Below are 18,944 nucleotides of genomic sequence, written 5' to 3' on the forward strand. Positions count from 1 at the left end.
TGCTCAGCGAAAGGCGGCGATCTTTCCGCGGGTGAGTTCCAATACACGGCGGTTATCCGCTTCGTTCGCGAGACCGGTAGGTTGACCCTCGTACAGCAGTTCAGGGCTGGACCAATACGCAATGCGCCGGCACCCGGTGGGACAGTCGTAGGACATGACCGACCTCCATCCCGATGCACGTGGTGGCTGGTACCAATAACCGTGGCCGAAGGCGAACGGAACCGTTCCGGGGTCACGTTTGATGTCGTGACGGGCGCCGGCGATATGGCCGATTTCGTGCGCAAGTACGTAGTCTCCCGTGGCGCATTGCTCCAGCACGGCAATGAACGCACCGTCGGCATCCGCGCCGATCTCCGCGGCCTGTCCGCAGGCAAAAGCCCGGTTCATCAACAGCACCACGACATCCGCCCCATGGCGGTCACGAAGGCCGTGAACCTCGTCCATGTAGCTATCATCGCGCGCACGCAGATGACGCAAGGACTTTTCCATGTTGCCTGTCTCCTGGTAGGGAGTGACGGCATATCCTGCCAGCTCCAACCGCATGTCCAGATTGCTGCGCTGATACGTGAGGTTGGATTCTGCGATTGACAGTTCCGCCAATGCCCGCAGGTCGCCCGCGTAGCCATCCACCGCATCCTTCGTGGCCACCACGAGCAACCGGATCGTGCTGGTCGACGCAGGGGCTGCGAGTTGCGCGGCTGCCCCCTGTGCGCGTCCCAGCGGCACGTCTCCCGGAGGATGCATCGGCAGCCGATGGGCAGTCAGCGGCATGGTCAGATGGCGGCCCCCGCCGACCGGCACGATACGCAGTGATTGCGTGCCCATGCGCACAACGCCCGTGATTCCTGCAGCAGATCGCACCAGATTGAGCTCGCCGGCTTCACGCTTGCCGGCAACGCCCCAGGCGCCTGTCCACACCACATCGCCCGTCGGCAGCCGGCGGGATTGCTCACGTCGAACGGCGACCGGCCGTCCTTCGATCTGGATCATCAACTCCGATGTCTCGACCTGCAGCGCCTGGACAACGGCGTCCTGAAGCTGCACGGCAGGCGTGGCGGCAACCGCTGTCGAGGTGCCAGCCAGCAGCAGGGCGGGAAGAAAGCGGTGGCAGAACATGGTGACCTCCTTGATGCAGTCCGGCGAAGCAGTGCCCAACACCGGGCACGGCGCGCTTCGTCGCGCATGCAGTCATTACGAGCTGGTCGCCGGTGCGCTTCCATCAGAAAACGCCGCACCCGGCCCACCGGTTAAAACGGACTGGCGACTGGTCTACATCGGCAAGCATGCGGACTGCAGGCTGCGCCTGCGTACTGCCACCGGCGAGGGTTCCCTTGGGCACAGCACCGCGCTACTGTCCTTGCACGGGAGGACACCCATGGGCACAGTGCGAGAGGACGACAGCACAGCTGATACGGGCCTGCTGCGGATCGGCCTGTTCTTCGACGGGACGCGCAACAACGCACTGAATCTGGCGCGTGGGCGCAGTACCGGCGGCGCAGGCGGCAGCCCGGTGCAGGCCTTGCCACCGGTGGGGCGCGCCGATGACGCTTCGCCTTACAACAGCCGCCTCACCAGCAGCTTCGACAGCGGCCTGACCAACATCGCGCGGCTGCATGGGCTGTATCCCGATGGACGGCACGCCGATGCCATCACACCCAGCCTCGCGCTGTACACCGAAGGCACCGGTACCCGTGATGGCCAACCCGATGATCTGATCGGCCTGGCGTTCGGGGTTGGCGCGACGGGGGTGAAAGCCAAGGTCCGCCGCGCGCTGGAGACGCAGCTGCCAACGGCGCTGGCGCAACTCGCCCGGCGCTGGACCGCACCGGTACAGGCCATCCGGGTGGACCTGTTCGGGTATTCGCGCGGCGCCGCCGCTGCCCGCGATGTCGCCAACCAGATCGCGGCCTGGGACGCCGCGCACTGGCTGGGCCTGCTGCGCGAAACCGGGCTGCGGGTGGATCCTGCGTTCGCCCTGCCGCGTCCGGTGATCGGCTTCATCGGCCTGTTCGACACCGTGGCTGCCATCCGCGGGCGGCGTACGGAGGAGCCGCCGCGCCTGTCCCTGCCCACCGGCATCGCCGGCAAGGTGCTGCAGCTCGTCGCACGCGATGAGCATCGCCACCATTTCGCCTTGACCACGGTGGCGCCGGAGCACGAAGAGCGGCTGTTGCCTGGCGTGCATGCCAACATCGGCGGCGGTTACGACCAGACCGAAGAGGGGCCGAAGCTGCTGACGCGGCCGCGCAGCGAACAGGTGCGACGGCATCCATTTGCCGAGTTCGCCACGCCGGATCTGGCGTGGCTGCAGGCCACCGCCAGCCACCAGCGCGCCGAGCAGGCGGCTGCGCGGTGGCGGCACCAGCTGCAGCTGGATGCATGCACGATCTGGGTGGATACCTGGCACCAGTGGCTGCGCCAGCGCCAAGCGGGCAGTCGCAGCGCCCTGCCCACGCCAACCCTGTATGTGTACTCGGCCGTTGTGCTCAAACGTCCCATCGACTGGCGCTACCAACTGGTGGCACTGCGCGTGATGCATGCCCGCGCGGCGGCGGCGGGCGTCCGCTGGGCGCGTTCGCCGGAGGACGTAGCGGCGTGGGCGCTGCCGGCGGAACTGGACGGCATCGCCGCGACGTTGCTGCGTGGCGGACAGTTGGATGCAGCGCAGGAAACGCTGCTGAAACAGCGCTACGTGATGCAGTCCGCGCACTGGAACTTCGATGCGCTGGGAGACACCGCGCTGACCTACGCCGCCGATACGGGGGTGAGCGAATTGCCGTACCGCCCGGGCCCCGGCTTGTTCTACATCAACCGGCCAACCGACGATGGCAAGCGGGTCGTGCTGGGCAACGGCTGACGACGATCAGCCGCACGGCACGCCGCCTGCCGCGTTCTGCCGGAGGGCACAGGTCACTGACGTGGTCGTCTCCTGCGCCGTGGATGTGACGCTGCCGGTACTGACATTCCCAGCGCGTTGTGGCACCCCGTTTTCAGGGTACTCCGTATTCCGCTGCGGGCGCATGCCGCACTGCCGGCGAATCGGCCTTGGGCATTGCCGCTGACATGCTCTTCTGAAGCGGAGACCCCTGACTGGAGCACCCGCATGAGTCGCCCCACCCACTACGCGTTGCGCTGCGCTGTCATGATTTCCATTGCCGCCACAGGCTCGGCCACGGCCGCCACCACGCCGCTAACCGACGCACAGGAAATATCGGCGCATCGCCAAGAGCATGAAAGTTTTGAGCAGGCAAAGCGACGCGTGACAGGTGTGCTGCGTAACTGGCAGGCAGGTGGTTCATCTCAGGACATCGCCTATCTGGCGGATGAAGTCGGCATTCAACGTGCAGCCAGTGAAGTCGTTGAGTGGCACGGTGGTGACCTGACGGCATTGCAGCGCGATGTCTCCAACACATCCAGAGATCGGTTCCTACCCGAGCCGTACGACAGTTCGCCCGACGTTCTGCGCAGGGTATCCTGGCGCTATCCGCATGACGGCAGCTACTGGCGGACCGAGGCATTCAACCGCAATCTTGTCGACGGCCATCTGCACCCCAAGCTGCAGACAGTCCATGTGTTTGGCAAGATGGCTGCCAAAACGCCCCATGCGAAGCAGGGCTTGGTGCGCTGGTGGTTCCACATCACGCCGGTGACACGGATCGGAGAGCAGGTCTGGGTACTCGATGCCGCGCTCGGCGAAGACGGCCCCATGCGGCTGGAAGACTGGCTGGAGCGGGTGGTCGACGCTGCGCGCTCGCCGATAGTCGAGGGCGCCCTGCTCAGGATCGCCGTATGCAGTCCCGGCTCGATATGGCCAACGTCGGACTGTGATTTTGCCCCTGGCATGCCGGACAGTCAGCACGTGGCCTATGCCGACAGATATCTGAAAAAAGAGTGGGAGAACGAGCTGGAGCTGGGTCGCGATCCCGAAGAGACGCTGTTGAGCGATTGAGATGGCAGACGAGGGCCTGCACGGCCAGACAGCCAGCGTCACCGTTTGTTAGGCCGGGCGGGCAGCTTCCTGGGAGGGGTAAGGGATCAGGAAGAACGCGTGTCCCGCTTCTCCGTTCACTTACCTCATCCACGCGACGACGAGCGCTTTCTTGCGTAATTAACTGTCGTCATCAGCACATCCATGGATACGTTCTTGGCAAAAGCGACCAGATCGATCAGCCAGTTGCATTGGCCTTGGCAAACCGTGCGTGATCGACTGACCACCCGCCCACCTGCCAAGGAATACCGACGTGACCATCATCTGTTCGAGGCGCACGCTGCTTAGCCGTTCCGTGCTGGTGGCCGCCGCCACGGCGCTGCCATCATCTGCCGCTCTCGCCTTACCGCCTGGTGCTACACAAGCAATCGAAACTCCTGATGATCCGAACTTCTGGTACCGCGCATTCCGACAAACGACGCTGACCAGTCTCATTTTCGTGCCGGGAGCGGGAGGCATATTGGCAGGGTTTGCCGCTTTCCTGCTTCCTACGTCAATCGGCGATCCGGCGGATTCACGCTGGAAGAGTTACGTCGAGGCAATCAACAAAATCGTCGACGAGAAAATCGATAACGCCATCTATGATTCGGTCAGGGCACACCTGACCGGCATCACCAACCTGTTGCGTACTTACAAGGGAGCGCTCGAGACGGGTGATGGGAAACATCTGCGGTCCACCGAAATCTCCATGAACGTGCACATGCAGGGCGTGATGCCGCAGTTCACGAAACAGGGCCCACTGTATCGCCTGCTCCCGCTGTTCGTGCCTGCCGCCAACATCCACCTGGGCCTTCTCCGCCAGGCCGCGCAACGTGCCCGCCTCGAAGGCGAGGGCGCCGTCGCGGACGATTTCTCGCAGCAGCTTGACGATTACATCGACATCTATACGCGGCATTACGACGACGTCATGGCCGGCCAACTGAAGAAAGTGATCGACAGCCATCCGCACGATCACAACAAGCAGCGCAGCCAACCATGGGCTGCCGCGCTTGCGCTCAAATCGAACGATCAGATGCGCCATGGCGATCTCCACACCTGCTGGCCTTACTTCAGCGAGCGGAAGTACCCGGAGAGAGTGAGGCCCCGCCTCGACCGTGAGCTCCTCACGCCGCTGTTCGGTTCGTATCATGACTGCACGTTGCCGTTCCCCAGCACGCTGCCGTCGCAGGGGGCGCCGACAGGGCTCATCACATCGGTGCAGATGGGGGGCCACAACTACGTGGATGGCATCAAGCTGCATTACGCCCGCGGACAGGGTCCGGATGGCGCTACGTCCACCGTTATCGGCGGAAATGGCGGTACGTGGACCGACATCAACGATGTGATCGCCCGCAAACATATCGTGGCCGTCGAAGTAGGTAGCGGCTTTGCGGTGAACCGGATCAGGCTGACCTTCGGTGACGGGACCCAGTCACCCTGGATCGGCGGAGGCCGCCCGAGTGATGGGTCGACTCTCCATACTTTCGACGGGCACCGCCTCTCCAGCGTGATGGGATTTGGGACCGCGGCAGGCTATGGCGGCGTGCTTTCCGGATGCGTGTTCGGTTTCCAATTACAGGAAATGGAGGCGTCGCAAACGCTGAGCGAGCCCGTGCGTAAGCATCTGGCGGAGGTCTGGCCAATGGCGCTGGCAACGCTGTAGCTGCTGCGTGCCCGGCGCTACGGGGATGGCAGGCCAGGTAGCGCCGAGCCATGCTCGGCGAGCGCAGCGGGCTTCGCGGCCTGCCCGACGTGGTCGGCCTGCTCGATCAGGTTCGCCAGCTCATCCGCATCGAAGCCCGCCAACAGGCGCGCTTCGATGTTGAACGGGCCATGCAGGTAGCCTCCGGCATATTCCTGCAGCAGTTCCTTGAAGCGCGAACGCGGCTCGACGCCTTCCTTGTCGCAGTACCAGCGGTACCAGCGCGATCCCGCGGCAACATGCGCCACTTCCTCGCGCAGGATGATCTCCAGCACGTCGGCGGTCTCATCGTCACCGGCCGCACGCAGTTTTTCCATCATCAGCGGCGTGACATCCAGGCCGCGCGCTTCGAGCACGCGCGGCACCAAGGCCATGCGCGCCAATCCGTCGTGGGCAGTCTTTTCGCACATCTGCCACAGGCCGTTGTGCGCGGGGAAATCCGCATAGTCGTGGCCATTGGCCAACAGCCGCTCACGCAGCAGCATGAAATGCCGCGATTCGTCGTCGGCGCAGCTGACCCAGTCGGCATGGAACGCAGCAGGCAGGCCCCGGAAGCGATACACCGCGTCCCAGGCCAGATCGATCGCATTGAGCTCGATATGCGCGATGGCATGGATGAACGCCGCGCGCCCCGTGCTGCTGCCGAGGCGCCGACGCGGCACCTCACGCGGCAGCACCAGCTGCAGGTGCGCCGGCCGACCCGGCATGCGGATCGGCGCCGGCGGTGCCGCATCGGCAGGGACCTTCAACGCACCCCGACGAAACGCGGCGGCGTACGCTTGGGTCAGCGCGACCTTGCGCAGCGGATCGGACTCGGCCAGGCACTGCTGCGCAGCGCGCAGCAGGTCACCGCCGACGTCAGGCACACCGGTGCCCTGCAGATCCTCCGCCGTCACGTTCAGGCGCGGCGCATGTGCTTGGCGTCGTCCGAGCGCAACTGCTGGATGCGTTCGAAGTAGCCTGGCTCGATACCGGTCGGGTAATGCCCGTTGAAGCACGAGGAATCGAAGTTCTGCAGCGCCGGGTTGCCCTCGCGCACTGCCGCTTCCATGTCTTCGATGTCCTGGTAGATCAGCCAGTCGCAGCCCAGGTGCGCTTCGATTTCCGCCACGCTGCGGTTGTGCGCGACCAGTTCTTCGGCGGCCGGCATGTCGATGCCGTAGATGTTCGGGTAGCGCACCGGCGGTGCCGCGCTGGCCAGGTAGACCTTGCGCGCGCCGGCATCGCGCGCCATCTGCACGATCTGCTGGCTGGTGGTGCCGCGCACGATCGAGTCATCGACCAGCAGCACCACGCGGTTGCGGAACTCCAGGTGGATCGGGTTGAGCTTGCGGCGCACGGACTTCACGCGCTCGCCCTGCCCCGGCATGATGAAGGTGCGGCCGATGTAGCGGTTCTTGATGAAGCCTTCGCGGTACTTCACGCCGAGCGTGTTGGAAATTTCCAGCGCGGCATCGCGTGAGGTATCGGGAATCGGAATGATGGTGTCGATGTCGTGATCCGGGCGCAGGCGCAGGATCTTCTCGCCCAGCTTGATGCCCATGCGCATGCGCGCCTTGTGCACCGACACGTTGTCGATCATCGAATCGGGACGAGCGAAGTACACGTACTCGAAGATGCACGGGGTGTGCTCGGCCGGCTCGGAACATATCTCGGAGAACAGCTCGCCGCGCGCGGTGATCACCAGCGCTTCGCCCGGCTGCACATCGCGGATGCGCTGGAAACCCAGCACGTCCAGCGCGGCGGATTCGGAGGCCACGATGTATTCATCGCCTTCGGCATGGCTGCGCTTGCCCAGCACCAGCGGACGGATGCCATGCGGATCGCGGAAGGCCACCAGGCCCAGCCCCAGCACCACGCTGACCACGGCGTAGCCGCCCTTGCAGCGACGGTGCACGTGGGACACGGCACGGATCGCGGCTTCCGGCGTCAGCTGGCGCTGTGCATCCAGTTCGTAGGCGAACACATTCAGCAGCACTTCGCTGTCCGAATCGGTATTGACGTTGCGGCGGTCCTGCTCGAACACCTGGCGACGCAGGTCTTCGGTATTGATCAGGTTGCCGTTGTGGGCCAATGCGATGCCATACGGCGAGTTGACGTAGAACGGCTGCGCTTCGTCCATGCCCTCCGACCCGGCGGTCGGGTACCGCACGTGGGCAATGCCGACGCGCCCTTCCAGCGTGGACATGGTGCGCGCGTCGAACACGTCGCGGACCAGGCCATTGGCCTTCTGCACACGCAGGCGGGTGCCATCGACGGTGGCGATGCCTGCCGCGTCCTGGCCACGATGCTGGAGGACGGTCAGGCCGTCATAGAGCTGCCCGGCGACGTTCTGGTTGCCGACGATTCCGACGATGCCACACATGTTGCGTTATCTCCGCTGGGCGTTGCCCATCTACAGGGATGTTGGCCGTGCCTGGCCGGGGAGCCGCCTCACGGGACAGCGGCAGGATCTGGACGCTCAGGCGCCGACTCGATGTTCGCGGGCAGTGCCGGGGCGTTCGCGGACTCGCTCGCCGCGCCCCTGGCCGGGTCCACGTTACGCGGCCATCCGCGTCCCGCCACCACCTCGCCGAGGACGCCATTATCGCCTGTCGCGGTCGGCTTTCCCAACAGGCTCTGCACAGAAGGTGACAAACCGTCCTTCGGCAGCGAAGGCAGCCCGGATGGCACCAGCCCATCCAGCGACGACGGCATGCCCTTGGGCACCATGCGCTCGAGGTTCTGCATCGGTCGCGATACGTCCGGCAGCTGCGCGTCCATCCAGCCCACCACGGGCTGCAGTGCGCCACGCAGGTAGGACTGCTGCCATACCGGTTCAGCCGTGAGTGGGGTGAATGTGGCCATCAGCAGCAGTACGGCACTGATGAACCCACCGCGTACCAGGCCCAGCGCGCCGCCCAGCATGCGGTCGGCGCCGCCCAGCAGGGCCATCCGCAGGCCGGTGCGCAGCAGCATGCCGAGTACCGTCACCACCACCAGCACGGCCACGAAAACGGTGACGTAGCCCCCGACGAGATGGCCGTTACCGGGTGCCGCCGGGGCCGACCAGAGATGGGCGACCGGATTGCCGAACTGGAAGGCAGCCCACCCGGCCAGCAGCCAGGACAGCGTGCCCACGACGATGCCGACGAAGCCGCGCACGAACCCGAGCAAGGTGGAGATGGCGATCAGCGCAGCCAGCACGATGTCGATCATGCGATCGGGTTCCTGCAGGCGGGGCGCTGACGGTCCGTCATCAGGGGTGCGGTCTGACCATGCCGGCCACACCGATGCGGGAAGCCACCTGGGCCTTCAACTGATCGGCCTCGGCACGGCTGGCGACCGGACCGACACGTACCCGGCTGAGGGTGCCCTTGTCGGTGCGCACCTGGTCGACGATGGCGCTGAAACCTGCAGCGCGCGCTTTGTCGCGCAGCGCATTGGCGTCGGCCGTCTGGGCAAAGGCACCCAACTGCACCGCGAAGCCCACGCCGCTGGCGGCCGGTGCGGCGGGCGCTTTCACTTCCGGCGTAGCGGCCGGGGTTGCCGCCGGCTTGGCAGCCGGCTTCGGCTCGACCTTCGCGGCGACGGCCTTGGTCTCTGCGGCAGGCGCCGGCGCCGGCTTGGGCGTGGGCGGCGGCGCAGCGGAAGGGACCGTTTCCGGCAAGGCCTGCGTCTGTACCGGATTGCCCGCCAACGGTGCGGTGGTCGCTGCGGCAGCCGGCGCCCTCGCTGCCGCCGTGGCGGCTGCCGGGCTGTCAGACGCTGCATCCAGCGTGACCACCTCAGCGCGAACATCGCTGCGGATCTTCACTGCCTGCAGGCGCGCCGACTCGGCCTGGGCGCGGTCGGCGAACGGGCCGACACGGACCCGCCAGGCCTGCTTGCCACTGATGGTGGTCTGTTCACTGAAACCCGGCAGCTTCGCGCCCTTCAGGTGCGCGATCACCGCATCGGCATCGGCCTTGCTCGCATAGGCGCCAAAACTGACGGCAAAATCGCCCGCGGCAACGGCCGGGCTGGTATCGACGACAGGCGGCGCACCCGTGGCCGCTTCCTGCAACGGCGCAGCGCCGCCCAGGCCACTGTTGCCACCGGTGGGGGCGGCCAGGGGCAGCTCGCGCGTTTCAAACTGCGCATTGGCAGGCGCACCGGGCACCTCCAGCGGCACGCTGTCAGCGGTGCTGTTGCGGGCAGGGCCGGTCACCAGCATCGGCAGGAAAATCACGGCGAGGGCCACCAGGACGATGGCACCGATCAAACGCTGTTTCAGGGACGTATCCACGGATGGCAGGCAACAGGTGGGAACTGCCGATGATTATACGGCCGCGCGGTGACGCGGCGTCTCAGATGGCTGAATGAGCGCGTTCGGCGTGCTCAAACCACTGCAGCGCCTCGGCGGCGGTGTGGAACGAACCGAACACCAGGATGCGATCCTGCGCACCCGCCAGCGCGGTCACCTGCTGCAGCGCATCGGCCACGCGGGGCGCCTGCGCGGCATTGGCGGCAGCGGTGTCGGCCAAGCGGCCGGCCAAGGCGCCGGCCGATTGTCCGCGTGCGCCGTCCAGCCCGGCCAAGGTCCAGTACGTCACCACCTCGCTCAGCGCCTGCACGACGCCGACTGCATCTTTGTCCTGCAGCGCTGCATAGACGGCAAACGTCTGTCCGGCAACGGGCATGGACGTCAGCGCGCGGGCCAGTGCGGCGGCGGCCTGCGGGTTGTGGCCCACATCCACCAGCACCGTGGCGCCGTTGTGTTCGACTGCCTGCAGGCGGCCACGGATGCGCGCTGCTGCAACGCCTTCAGCGTACGCACTGCGCGGCAACGGCAGGCCGTCCGGGCGATCCAGCGAACGCAGGGCGGCGATGGCGGCACTGGCATTGGCCAGTTGCACGGGGCCGGCCAGCGCCGGCATTGGCAGCTGCAGACGTACCGCGACGTCGCGCCATGCCCACTGGCCGTCTTCCAACACTTCGCTGAAATAGTCGCTGCCGGCGCGGATCGCATTGGCGCCGATCAGGTAAGCCCGCCGCAGCACGCTGGACGGGGGATCGATCTCGCCCAGCACGGCCGGCTTCCAGGCCCGCAGGATGCCGGCTTTTTCGCTGCCGATCGCCTCGCGCTCGCTGCCCAGCCATTCGGCATGGTCGATGTCCACCGTGGTGATGACGGCCACATCGGCGTCGATGAGGTTGACCGCGTCCAGCCGCCCGCCGAGCCCGACCTCCAGCACCGCCAGGTCCAGCCCGGCCTGCGCGAACAGGTGCAGCGCGGCCAGCGTGCCGTATTCGAAGTACGTCAGGGTGGTCGCGCCACGGGCTGCCTCGACGGCTGCGAAGGCCGCCACCAGCGCGTCATCGCTGACCTCTTCGCCGTCGATGCGCACGCGCTCGTTGTAGCGCAGCAGGTGCGGCGAGGTGTAGGCCCCGGTCTTCCAGCCTGCGGCACGCGCGATGGCCTCGATGAAAGCGACCGTGGAGCCCTTGCCGTTGGTGCCGCCCACGGTGATCGTGCGCGTGGCAGGTGCGCCCAGCTGCATCGCCGTGGCGACGCTGCGAACGCGCTCCAGCCCCATGTCGATGGTGGCCGGATGCTGGCGTTCAATGTAGGTCAGCCAGTCGGCGAGCGTAGTGGGCAGTGCGGTCACGGTGGGACGTCCAGTTCAGTGCAGGTATCAGAGCGCGCGGTGCTTGGCTTCGCCGAAGAACGGCGTGTGGTGGGCGCAATCGTTCATGCGGACCACCTCCAGCTGTTCGATGTCCGGCCCTTCGAGCAGGTTCAACGTGGTCGGTGCCTGACGGAAGCTCCACAGACGGCTGATCGGCAGCCCGAGGATGCGGCACAGGATCACCCGGTTCACCGCGTCGTGCGCGACCACCAGCAGGGTGTCTTCGTCGCCAAGGCCTTCGGTGGCGCGGGCCAGGCCACGCCAGCTGCGGTCCAGCACCAGGCGCAGCGACTCGCCGCCGGGCATCAGCACGGTGTCCGGCTCTTCGCGCCAGGCGCGCAGGCGTGACGGATCTTTCTCATGGATTTCGCTGGCCAACAGGCCTTCCCACTCACCGTGGGCGATTTCCTGCAGGTCCGGCTCGGTCAGCAGCATGTCGGCACGGGCACCGAGGGCAAGCTGTGCGGTGTGCTGCGCACGCGACAGCGGCGAGGCCACCGCGCGGGTGATGTCGATCGACTTCAGGCGTTCACCAAGGGCTTGTGCCTGGGCCTCACCGATCGGCGACAACGGGATATCGATCTGGCCCTGGTAACGGCCTTCGGCGTTCCACGGCGTTTCGCCATGACGGGCAAGCAGGATGCGCATGCGGATTTGACGTCCTTGGGGGGAGGAGGTCCGACGTTCGTTCACGTCCTGTGAAAGCACGCCGGAGCGCCATGATACCTGCTCTGCTTGAATGCAGGCCGCGCGCGACAGGCGGGCGGATCACCAGGATCCGCCGCGCCCTTCCCGGTTACTGCGCCAGGTTCAGTTCTTTCAGCAACTGCGGCGCTGGCGCCACTTCCTGCATGATCCACTGCATATAGCGGCTGTCCACGGCGATCATGCGGGTCATGATCGGATCGAACACCCAGTTCGAGCTGACCGACTCCCAGTTGCCATCGAAGGCCAGCCCGACCAGCTTGCCGTGCGCGTCCAGCACCGGCGAACCGGAGTTGCCGCCGGTGATGTCCAGGTTGGACAGGAAGTTGACCGGTACCGAACCCAGCCGCTTGTCTTCCAGGCCGCCGTAGCGCTTGGCCTTGACCGCGTCCAGCAGGGCCTTGGGCGAGTCGAACGGGTCTTCGCCGGTTTCCTTGGCGGCTACGCCTTCCAGGGTGGTGAACGGGGTGTAGTTCACACCGTCCTTCCCGTAGCCCATCACGTTGCCGAAGGTGATGCGCAGCGACAGGTTGGCATCGGGATAGACGAACTCGCCCTGGCTCTTTTTATAGTCCGCCACGGCCTGCAGGTACAGCGGACGCGCGCTCAGCGATTCGCCTTCACGGGTCTTTTTCTGTTCTTCCTGCTTGAGCAGCGCGGGCATCACTGCCACGGCGTACTGGATGGCCGGATCGGTGCTGGACTCGAACGCGGCGCGGTCGGCCTTCAGCCACTTCAGGCGCTCATCCAGGCTGCCCAGGCGGGTGCCGCCCAGCTTGCCGACCAGCGCATTGACCGCGCTGGCATCGCTGCCGGCCAGCCACTGGTTCAACACCTCGTTGTCGCGCTGCGCCGCCGGCAGGGCCACGTACTGGCTCAGCCAGTACTGCTGCAGCTGCTGGTCCATCTTGGCGACGTAACGACGGTCCATCTGGCGCACGCCGCCTTCGATGGTCGGCAGGTCGCGCTGCTGGTAACCCACTTCGCGCTCGGCATCCGGCTTGCTGCGCTCGATGGCGGTGCGGTACAGGGTGATGGCCGATCCGACGGCGGAGGTGCTGTTGAACTGGTTGACGAACAGGTCACGCTCGCGGGTACTGCGGCCGGCTTCCAGGTGCTTGATCAGCTGCGCATGCGCGGCCAGTGCCGGCTTGCCTGCGGTGCCCTGCTTCTTCAGCCACGCCAGCACCTCCGCCTCTTCGGCCTGTTTCTGGCCGGCCGCGTCGATGCGCTTGAAGCCCTCCAGCTGGCCGGCGTAGTTCTTCGCTACGTTGTTCATGCTGGCGGCGGTGGCGGCGTACTTCACCTTGACGTCGGCGTCGGCCTTGCCGGCGTCTTCGATCAGCTTCAGCACCGCGTTGTAGTGCCGGGCGATGGTCGGGTAGGTCCAGTCGGCGGTTTCGTTGAACTCGCCGGCCAGCGCATAGCGGTTGGTGCGGCCCGGATACCCGGCCACCATCACGAAGTCATCGGCGCCCAGCGGCTGGTCGGCGAACTTCAGGAAGTGCTTGGGCTGGTAGGGCACGTTGTCGGCCGCGAAGGCTGCCGGCTTGCCGTCCTTGCCGACATAAGCGCGGTAGAACGAGAAGTCACCGGTGTGGCGCGGCCACATCCAATTGTCGATGTCGCCGCCGAACTTGCCGACGCTGCCCGGGGGCGCGTAGACCAGGCGTACATCCTTGATTTCCAGGTTGCGGAACAGCTGGTAGGTGTTGCCGCCGGAGAAGCTGTACAGGCGGCAGCGGAAGCCGTCGTCGGCCTCGCACGCGGCAACCTGGGACTTGTCGAAGGCCTCCAGCGCGCGGGTGCGCGCCAGGGGGTCCTTACCGGCGGCGGCGATGGCGGCTTTGGCCTGCGCGGTGACGTCGGTGATCTGGTCCAGCACATACACGCGGGCGTTCGGGCCCGCGCTCAGCTCATCGCGGGTCGTCGGCGCATTGAAGCCGTCCTTGATGAGGTTCTTTTCGGCCGTGGAGTTCAGCTGGATGGCGCCATAGGCACAGTGGTGGTTGGTGACCACCAGGCCCTGCGGGGAGACGAAGCTGGCCGTGCAGCCCCCCAGCGCCACGACTGCGCCCATCGGGTCGCCGGTCAGGTCGGCCAACTGCTCGGCCGACAGCTTCAGCCCCGCCTTCTGCAGGGGGCCGGCGATTTCCGGCAGCTGCTGCGGCACCCACATGCCTTCGGCGGCATGGGCGACCTGGACCAGGCCAAGACTGGCGACGATGGAGAAAGCGAGCAGATTCGAGCGCATGCAGCGGCCCTTGGAGGATTGAACCGTCGATTCTAGCCGCCAACCTGCCCGGCGAAGACGCCCGGAGGTCATGGGTGCCACCCCGCGGACGCCCGCCAGCCAGCCCGCGCTGCAACATGGCGCAGCGCGCGACCGCTTTATAATCCGCGCCATCTTTCCCCCTGTGAGTTCCGCCGCCATGGCACAAATGATGAAGGCGCTGGTCAAGCGCGAAGCCGCCAAGGGCATCTGGCTGGAAGAAGTGCCGGTGCCGGTGCCGGGTCCGAACGAGGTGCTGATCAAGCTGGAGAAGACCGCGATCTGCGGTACCGATCTGCACATCTACCTGTGGGACGAATGGAGCCAGCGCACCATCAAGCCCGGCCTGACCATCGGCCACGAATTCGTCGGTCGCGTCGCCGCGCTCGGCAGTGCGGTGACCGGCTATGAGATCGGCCAGCGGGTATCGGCCGAAGGCCACATCGTCTGCGGCCATTGCCGTAACTGCCGTGGTGGCCGCCCGCACCTGTGCCCCAACACCGTCGGCATCGGCGTCAACGTCAATGGCGCGTTCGCCGAGTACATGGTGATGCCGGCCAGCAACCTGTGGCCGATTCCGGACCAGATTCCGTCCGAACTGGCGGCGTTCTTCGATCCCTACGGCAACGCGGCGCACTGCGCGCTGGAATTCAACGTGATCGGCGAGGACGTGCTGATCACCGGCGCCGGCCCGATCGGCATCATCGCCGCCGGTATCTGCAAGCACATCGGCGCACGCAACGTGGTGGTGACCGACGTCAACGATTTCCGCCTGAAACTGGCCGCCGACATGGGCGCTACGCGCGTGGTGAACGTGGCCAACCAGTCGCTGAAGGACGTGATGAAGGACCTGCACATGGAGGGCTTCGATGTCGGCCTGGAAATGAGCGGCAACCCGCGCGCGTTCAACGACATGCTGGACTGCATGTACCACGGCGGCAAGATCGCCATGCTGGGCATCATGCCGCGCGGCGCAGGCTGCGACTGGGACAAGATCATCTTCAAGGGCCTGACCGTGCAGGGCATCTACGGCCGCAAGATGTATGAGACCTGGTACAAGATGACCCAGCTGGTGCTGTCCGGCTTCCCGCTGGGCAAGGTGCTGACCCACCAGCTGCCGATCGATGACTTCCAGAAGGGCTTCGACCTGATGGAAGAAGGCAAGGCCGGCAAGGTCGTGCTCAGCTGGAACTGATCGGACGCGCGAAGCGCGCCGATCACTCCAGCCGCATGAAAAAAGGCGCCCGCAAGGGCGCCTTTTTCGTTGTGCATGACGTTCGCTGCAGCTGCGCCCGCAGGCGCCGCGTGCTTACTTCCCGATGGCGACCGTGAACACCACGCGGTTGTCGGCCAGGTCGCCGTTGTTGTCGCGGCCTGCACCGTCGGTGCCGTGATACCCCAGGCCCAGGTTGAACAGGCCGAACTGGCGGCTGACGCCGATGTTGAAATCGGTGTAGTCCTTGCCGTAATTGGTTTCAAGCGAGGTGCGGCCGACATTGGCGGCCAGGGTGACGTCCTGCGGCAGCGCCCACTCACCGCCCACGGCGTAGTACCAGCTCTTGGTGTCCGAACCCGACAGGTCGTTGGTATAGGCCACGGTGAGCTTATACTGCTCGGCGAAGGTGGTGGTGGTGATCAGCTCGTTGTAGTTGAGCTCGCTGGCACCGGGATAGGTGTAGCGGTTGAACAGCACATCGAAATTGACGTTGTCCGATACATCCAGACCATACCCAATCAGGAAGTCGACCTCGGTGCTCGGGTCGCCCGGCCCGAAGTCCACACCCGACCCCCACACACCGGCATAGAGACCGACCGGGCTGGTGTAGGTGAAACCTGCCTGCAGCGTCGGGTCTTCATCCGTCTGCGAAACGCCACGGAAGACGTAATCGGACACGGCGGTGACGTTCCAGCTGTAGGGCGATTCAGCTTCCTGGGCGCTGGCGGCGAATGAGGCGAGGGACAGGGCGGCAGCAGCGGCAAGACAACGAACGGCGTGCTTCATGGGCGTCTCCGGGGGGGGCGATGGCGGGAGGAGGGACATGGGGCGTGGCGCGGACCAGTGGTGGGAAAACAACCGGTTCACGGTTTTTTAACCTGTTTGATATTGCAACGCAACACGTGCGTGATCCAGCCCCGACCGCCGCTACCGGGGCGAGGCAGGTAAAATCCCGGTTTTCCTGTGTTGAGCCGCGCCGCTGCCATGACTGAATCTTCGTCCGACCTGACCCGCCACTACACCGACGAACTGGATGCCATCCGCGCGCAGGGCCTGTTCAAGTCCGAGCGCATCATCACCAGTCCGCAGTCGGCGGAGATCACCCTGGCCGACGGCCGCACGGTGCTGAACTTCTGCGCGAACAATTATCTGGGCCTGGCCGACCACCCCGACCTGATCCAGGCCGCGAAAGACGCGCTGGACAGCCACGGGTTTGGCATGGCCTCGGTGCGTTTCATCTGCGGCACCCAGGATCTGCACAAGCAGCTGGAAGCGCAGATCGCCGGTTTCTTCGGCAAGCAGGACACGATCCTGTATGCCGCGTGCTTCGACGCCAACGGCGGCCTGTTCGAGCCACTGCTCGGCGAACATGACGCGATCATCTCCGACAGCCTGAACCACGCTTCGATCATCGATGGCGTGCGCCTGTGCAAGGCCAAGCGCTTCCGCTATGCCAACTGCGACATGGCCGACCTGGAAGCCCAGTTGCAGGCCGCTGACGCTGCGGGCTGCCGGACCAAGTTGATCACCACCGATGGCGTGTTCTCGATGGACGGCTTCATCGCGCCGCTCGACGAGATCACTGCACTGGCACAGAAGTACGGCGCGCTGGTGCACATCGACGAATGCCATGCGACCGGTTTCCTGGGCAAGACCGGCCGCGGCTCGGCCGAGGTCAAGGGCGTGCTGGACAAGATCGACATCATCACCGGCACGCTGGGCAAGGCCATGGGCGGCGCACTGGGTGGTTTCACCACCGCCCGGGCCGAAGTGATTGAACTGCTGCGCCAGCGCTCGCGCCCGTATCTGTTCTCCAACTCGCTGCCACCGCACGTGGTGGCCGCCGGCATCAAAGCCTTCGACATGCTGGCCGCCGCCGATGACCTGCGCGAGACCTTGGTGAGCAACACCACCTATTTCCGCGAGCAGATGGTCGCTGCCGGATTCGACGTGAAGCCGGGCGTGCATCCGATCAGTCCGGTGATGCTGTACGACGCACCGCTTGCGCAGAAATTCGCCGAGCGCCTGCTGGAAGAAGGCATCTACGCGATCGGATTCTTCTTCCCGGTGGTGCCCAAAGGCCAAGCGCGCATCCGCACGCAGATCAGTGCCGCCCACACCCGCGCACACCTTGATCGTGCCATCGACGCCTTCACCCGCATCGGCCGCGAACTCGGCGTGATCTGACCCGACAAAAAGGGGACGGAGGGGATTAAGTCGTTTTCGGCCTGCGTTGCAGCCGAAAACGACTTAATCCCCTCCGTCCCCTTTTTTTACCTGGAGATCCGGATGCCGTTGGCTTTCATCCAGGCGTCGAAGTCGTCGGCGGACAGGGTCTTTTCGCCGTCGGTCATGGTGAAACGGTAGCTGCCGCGGGCGTCCAGGTCGGGCACGGTGATGGTCACCACGTCGTCAGTCGTCAGGTCCGGCGCTTTGACCAGCTCTTTCTTGCTGCTGCACGCGGCCAGCAGGCCCAGGGGCAGCAGCAGCGCGGCGGTTCGAATCAGCGGGGTGCGGTGGCGGTTCATGCGGTGACTCCTGTTGCAGGGTATGCGAATAGCCGGGCGCCCCCCTGCGCCCGATACGGGGCCGACGTCGCGCGCCGGCCGCGGGTCTCAGCCCGGAACCACGACGGCCTCCAGTTGCCGCCGATCTTCTTGCTGCAGTTGTCGCCACTGGCCTTTGGGCAGGTCGCCGAGCACCAGCCCGCCGATGCCGGTCCGCACCAGCCGCAGCACCTGCAGGTCAAACGCCGCCAGCAGGCGACGGATATGCCGATTGCGCCCTTCTTCGAGCACCACTTCCAGCCAGGCCGTCTTCTCTCCCGTGCGCAGCACCTGCACCGCGCGCGCGGCCAGGAACTCGCCGTCGTCGTCGATGCCTGCACAGAACGCCGCCAGCATCGACGCATCGGGAATGCCATCGACCTGCACGTGATAGGTCTTCTCGGGGCCGGTGGCCGGATCCATCAGGGCCGCAGCCCACTGCGGGTCATTGCTGAAAAGCAGCAGGCCCTCGCTGGCCTTGTCCAGCCGTCCGACCGGGGCCAGCCACGGCAGGCCGGCGCCATCGAAGCAGCGATACACCGTGTCGCGCCCCTGCTCGTCCTGGGCAGTCGTGACCAGCCCACGCGGCTTGTTGAGCATGAGGTAGATGCGCGGCGCGGCATCCAGCGGCTGGCCGTCCACCTTGATGTGGTGGCGGCCGGCAAGGATCGGAAACTCCGGGTCATGGACCACGCGCCCATCCACGCTCACGCGTCCGGCGGCGATCCAGCGCGCGGCCTCGGTGCGTGAGCACACACCGGCCTTGGACAGCACACGCGCCAACCCATGGCGCACGCCGCCTGTAGTGGCAGCGGATGTCGCACGCCCACGCGGTGCGTGGGTGCGGGCAGCGGGGGTGGCAGGCGGGCGTCGTGGCCGCATGTC

The 18,944-nt window shown here is 65.9% G+C and carries 16 protein-coding genes; 5 read left to right on the forward strand and 11 right to left on the reverse strand.

Annotated features, from left to right (window positions below):
• Positions 1 to 3: 3 nt before the first annotated feature.
• Positions 4 to 1,116 carry a M12 family metallo-peptidase gene (locus ABRP17_RS05000; RefSeq protein WP_349986624.1) on the reverse strand — a complete coding sequence of 371 codons (1,113 nt, stop codon included), beginning with the start codon at positions 1,114 to 1,116 and terminating at the stop codon, positions 4 to 6.
• Positions 1,117 to 1,375: 259 nt separating this feature from the next.
• Here ABRP17_RS05000 and ABRP17_RS05005 point away from each other — a divergent pair, with 259 nt between their 5' ends.
• From ABRP17_RS05005 to ABRP17_RS05015, 3 genes are all read left to right on the forward strand, one after another.
• The gene (locus tag ABRP17_RS05005; RefSeq protein ID WP_349986622.1) at positions 1,376 to 2,857 is read left to right on the forward strand and encodes a DUF2235 domain-containing protein; all 1,482 of its coding nucleotides are present in this window, start codon (positions 1,376 to 1,378) and stop codon (positions 2,855 to 2,857) included.
• 246 nt (positions 2,858 to 3,103) lie between these two features.
• On the forward strand, positions 3,104 to 3,949 hold the full coding sequence (locus tag ABRP17_RS05010) for a protein-glutamine glutaminase family protein (protein WP_349986621.1): 846 nt from the start codon (positions 3,104 to 3,106) through the stop codon (positions 3,947 to 3,949).
• A gap of 292 nt (positions 3,950 to 4,241) precedes the next feature.
• Positions 4,242 to 5,630, forward strand: coding sequence for an insecticidal delta-endotoxin Cry8Ea1 family protein (locus ABRP17_RS05015; RefSeq protein WP_349986620.1), 1,389 nt, complete (start codon positions 4,242 to 4,244; stop codon positions 5,628 to 5,630).
• A gap of 17 nt (positions 5,631 to 5,647) precedes the next feature.
• On the opposite strand, the gene ABRP17_RS05020 is transcribed toward ABRP17_RS05015, so the two are convergent.
• From ABRP17_RS05020 to ABRP17_RS05050, 7 genes are all read right to left on the reverse strand, one after another.
• Entirely contained in the window at positions 5,648 to 6,565 is a 918-nt protein-coding gene (locus ABRP17_RS05020; RefSeq protein ID WP_349986619.1) for a ferritin-like domain-containing protein, read from the reverse strand.
• 2 nt (positions 6,566 to 6,567) lie between these two features.
• Positions 6,568 to 8,034 carry an amidophosphoribosyltransferase gene (gene purF / locus ABRP17_RS05025; protein ID WP_188324915.1) on the reverse strand — a complete coding sequence of 489 codons (1,467 nt, stop codon included), beginning with the start codon at positions 8,032 to 8,034 and terminating at the stop codon, positions 6,568 to 6,570.
• Between the two features lie 68 nt (positions 8,035 to 8,102).
• Complete coding sequence (locus ABRP17_RS05030; RefSeq protein WP_192080892.1) at positions 8,103 to 8,867, reverse strand: CvpA family protein; 765 nt, start codon at positions 8,865 to 8,867, stop codon at positions 8,103 to 8,105.
• Positions 8,868 to 8,907: 40 nt separating this feature from the next.
• Positions 8,908 to 9,936: an SPOR domain-containing protein gene (locus ABRP17_RS05035; protein WP_349986618.1), complete on the reverse strand. Its 1,029-nt coding sequence runs from the start codon at positions 9,934 to 9,936 to the stop codon at positions 8,908 to 8,910.
• 61 nt (positions 9,937 to 9,997) lie between these two features.
• Complete coding sequence (gene folC, locus ABRP17_RS05040) at positions 9,998 to 11,299, reverse strand: bifunctional tetrahydrofolate synthase/dihydrofolate synthase (RefSeq protein ID WP_349986617.1); 1,302 nt, start codon at positions 11,297 to 11,299, stop codon at positions 9,998 to 10,000.
• 27 nt (positions 11,300 to 11,326) lie between these two features.
• Positions 11,327 to 11,968 carry a histidine phosphatase family protein gene (locus tag ABRP17_RS05045; RefSeq protein WP_188324919.1) on the reverse strand — a complete coding sequence of 214 codons (642 nt, stop codon included), beginning with the start codon at positions 11,966 to 11,968 and terminating at the stop codon, positions 11,327 to 11,329.
• A gap of 148 nt (positions 11,969 to 12,116) precedes the next feature.
• On the reverse strand, positions 12,117 to 14,279 hold the full coding sequence (locus ABRP17_RS05050; RefSeq protein WP_188324920.1) for a S46 family peptidase: 2,163 nt from the start codon (positions 14,277 to 14,279) through the stop codon (positions 12,117 to 12,119).
• Positions 14,280 to 14,457: 178 nt separating this feature from the next.
• Between ABRP17_RS05050 and tdh the strand changes: the two genes are divergently transcribed.
• Complete coding sequence (gene tdh / locus ABRP17_RS05055; protein WP_188324921.1) at positions 14,458 to 15,492, forward strand: L-threonine 3-dehydrogenase; 1,035 nt, start codon at positions 14,458 to 14,460, stop codon at positions 15,490 to 15,492.
• A gap of 114 nt (positions 15,493 to 15,606) precedes the next feature.
• Here tdh and ABRP17_RS05060 read toward each other — a convergent pair whose 3' ends face one another.
• A complete protein-coding gene (locus ABRP17_RS05060) occupies positions 15,607 to 16,299 on the reverse strand; it encodes a TorF family putative porin (protein ID WP_188324922.1) in 693 nt (230 codons plus the stop codon).
• Positions 16,300 to 16,497: 198 nt separating this feature from the next.
• On the opposite strand from ABRP17_RS05060, the gene kbl reads away from it, so the two are divergent.
• Entirely contained in the window at positions 16,498 to 17,700 is a 1,203-nt protein-coding gene (kbl, locus tag ABRP17_RS05065) for a glycine C-acetyltransferase (protein WP_188324923.1), read from the forward strand.
• Between the two features lie 86 nt (positions 17,701 to 17,786).
• On the opposite strand, the gene ABRP17_RS05070 is transcribed toward kbl, so the two are convergent.
• Complete coding sequence (locus ABRP17_RS05070) at positions 17,787 to 18,041, reverse strand: hypothetical protein (protein ID WP_192080887.1); 255 nt, start codon at positions 18,039 to 18,041, stop codon at positions 17,787 to 17,789.
• Between the two features lie 87 nt (positions 18,042 to 18,128).
• Positions 18,129 to 18,941 (reverse strand): pseudouridine synthase, encoded by an 813-nt coding sequence (locus ABRP17_RS05075; RefSeq protein ID WP_349986806.1) that lies wholly within the window; start codon positions 18,939 to 18,941, stop codon positions 18,129 to 18,131.
• Positions 18,942 to 18,944: the final 3 nt, after the last annotated feature.

It is taken from the genome of Stenotrophomonas sp. WHRI 8082 (genome assembly GCF_040223995.2).
GTDB lineage: Bacteria > Pseudomonadota > Gammaproteobacteria > Xanthomonadales > Xanthomonadaceae > Stenotrophomonas.

Excerpts from the sequence above, each read along its gene's own strand:
- ABRP17_RS05000 (WP_349986624.1), bottom strand. The coding sequence starts at position 1,116 with ATGTTCTGCCACCGCTTTCTTCCCGCCCTGCTGCTGGCTGGCACCTCG.
- ABRP17_RS05005 (WP_349986622.1), top strand. The coding sequence starts at position 1,376 with ATGGGCACAGTGCGAGAGGACGACAGCACAGCTGATACGGGCCTGCTG.
- ABRP17_RS05010 (WP_349986621.1), top strand. The coding sequence starts at position 3,104 with ATGAGTCGCCCCACCCACTACGCGTTGCGCTGCGCTGTCATGATTTCC.
- purF (WP_188324915.1), bottom strand. The coding sequence starts at position 8,034 with ATGTGTGGCATCGTCGGAATCGTCGGCAACCAGAACGTCGCCGGGCAG.
- ABRP17_RS05030 (WP_192080892.1), bottom strand. The coding sequence starts at position 8,867 with ATGATCGACATCGTGCTGGCTGCGCTGATCGCCATCTCCACCTTGCTC.
- ABRP17_RS05045 (WP_188324919.1), bottom strand. The coding sequence starts at position 11,968 with ATGCGCATCCTGCTTGCCCGTCATGGCGAAACGCCGTGGAACGCCGAA.
- ABRP17_RS05050 (WP_188324920.1), bottom strand. The coding sequence starts at position 14,279 with ATGCGCTCGAATCTGCTCGCTTTCTCCATCGTCGCCAGTCTTGGCCTG.
- tdh (WP_188324921.1), top strand. The coding sequence starts at position 14,458 with ATGGCACAAATGATGAAGGCGCTGGTCAAGCGCGAAGCCGCCAAGGGC.
- ABRP17_RS05060 (WP_188324922.1), bottom strand. The coding sequence starts at position 16,299 with ATGAAGCACGCCGTTCGTTGTCTTGCCGCTGCTGCCGCCCTGTCCCTC.
- kbl (WP_188324923.1), top strand. The coding sequence starts at position 16,498 with ATGACTGAATCTTCGTCCGACCTGACCCGCCACTACACCGACGAACTG.
- ABRP17_RS05070 (WP_192080887.1), bottom strand. The coding sequence starts at position 18,041 with ATGAACCGCCACCGCACCCCGCTGATTCGAACCGCCGCGCTGCTGCTG.
- ABRP17_RS05075 (WP_349986806.1), bottom strand. The coding sequence starts at position 18,941 with ATGCGGCCACGACGCCCGCCTGCCACCCCCGCTGCCCGCACCCACGCA.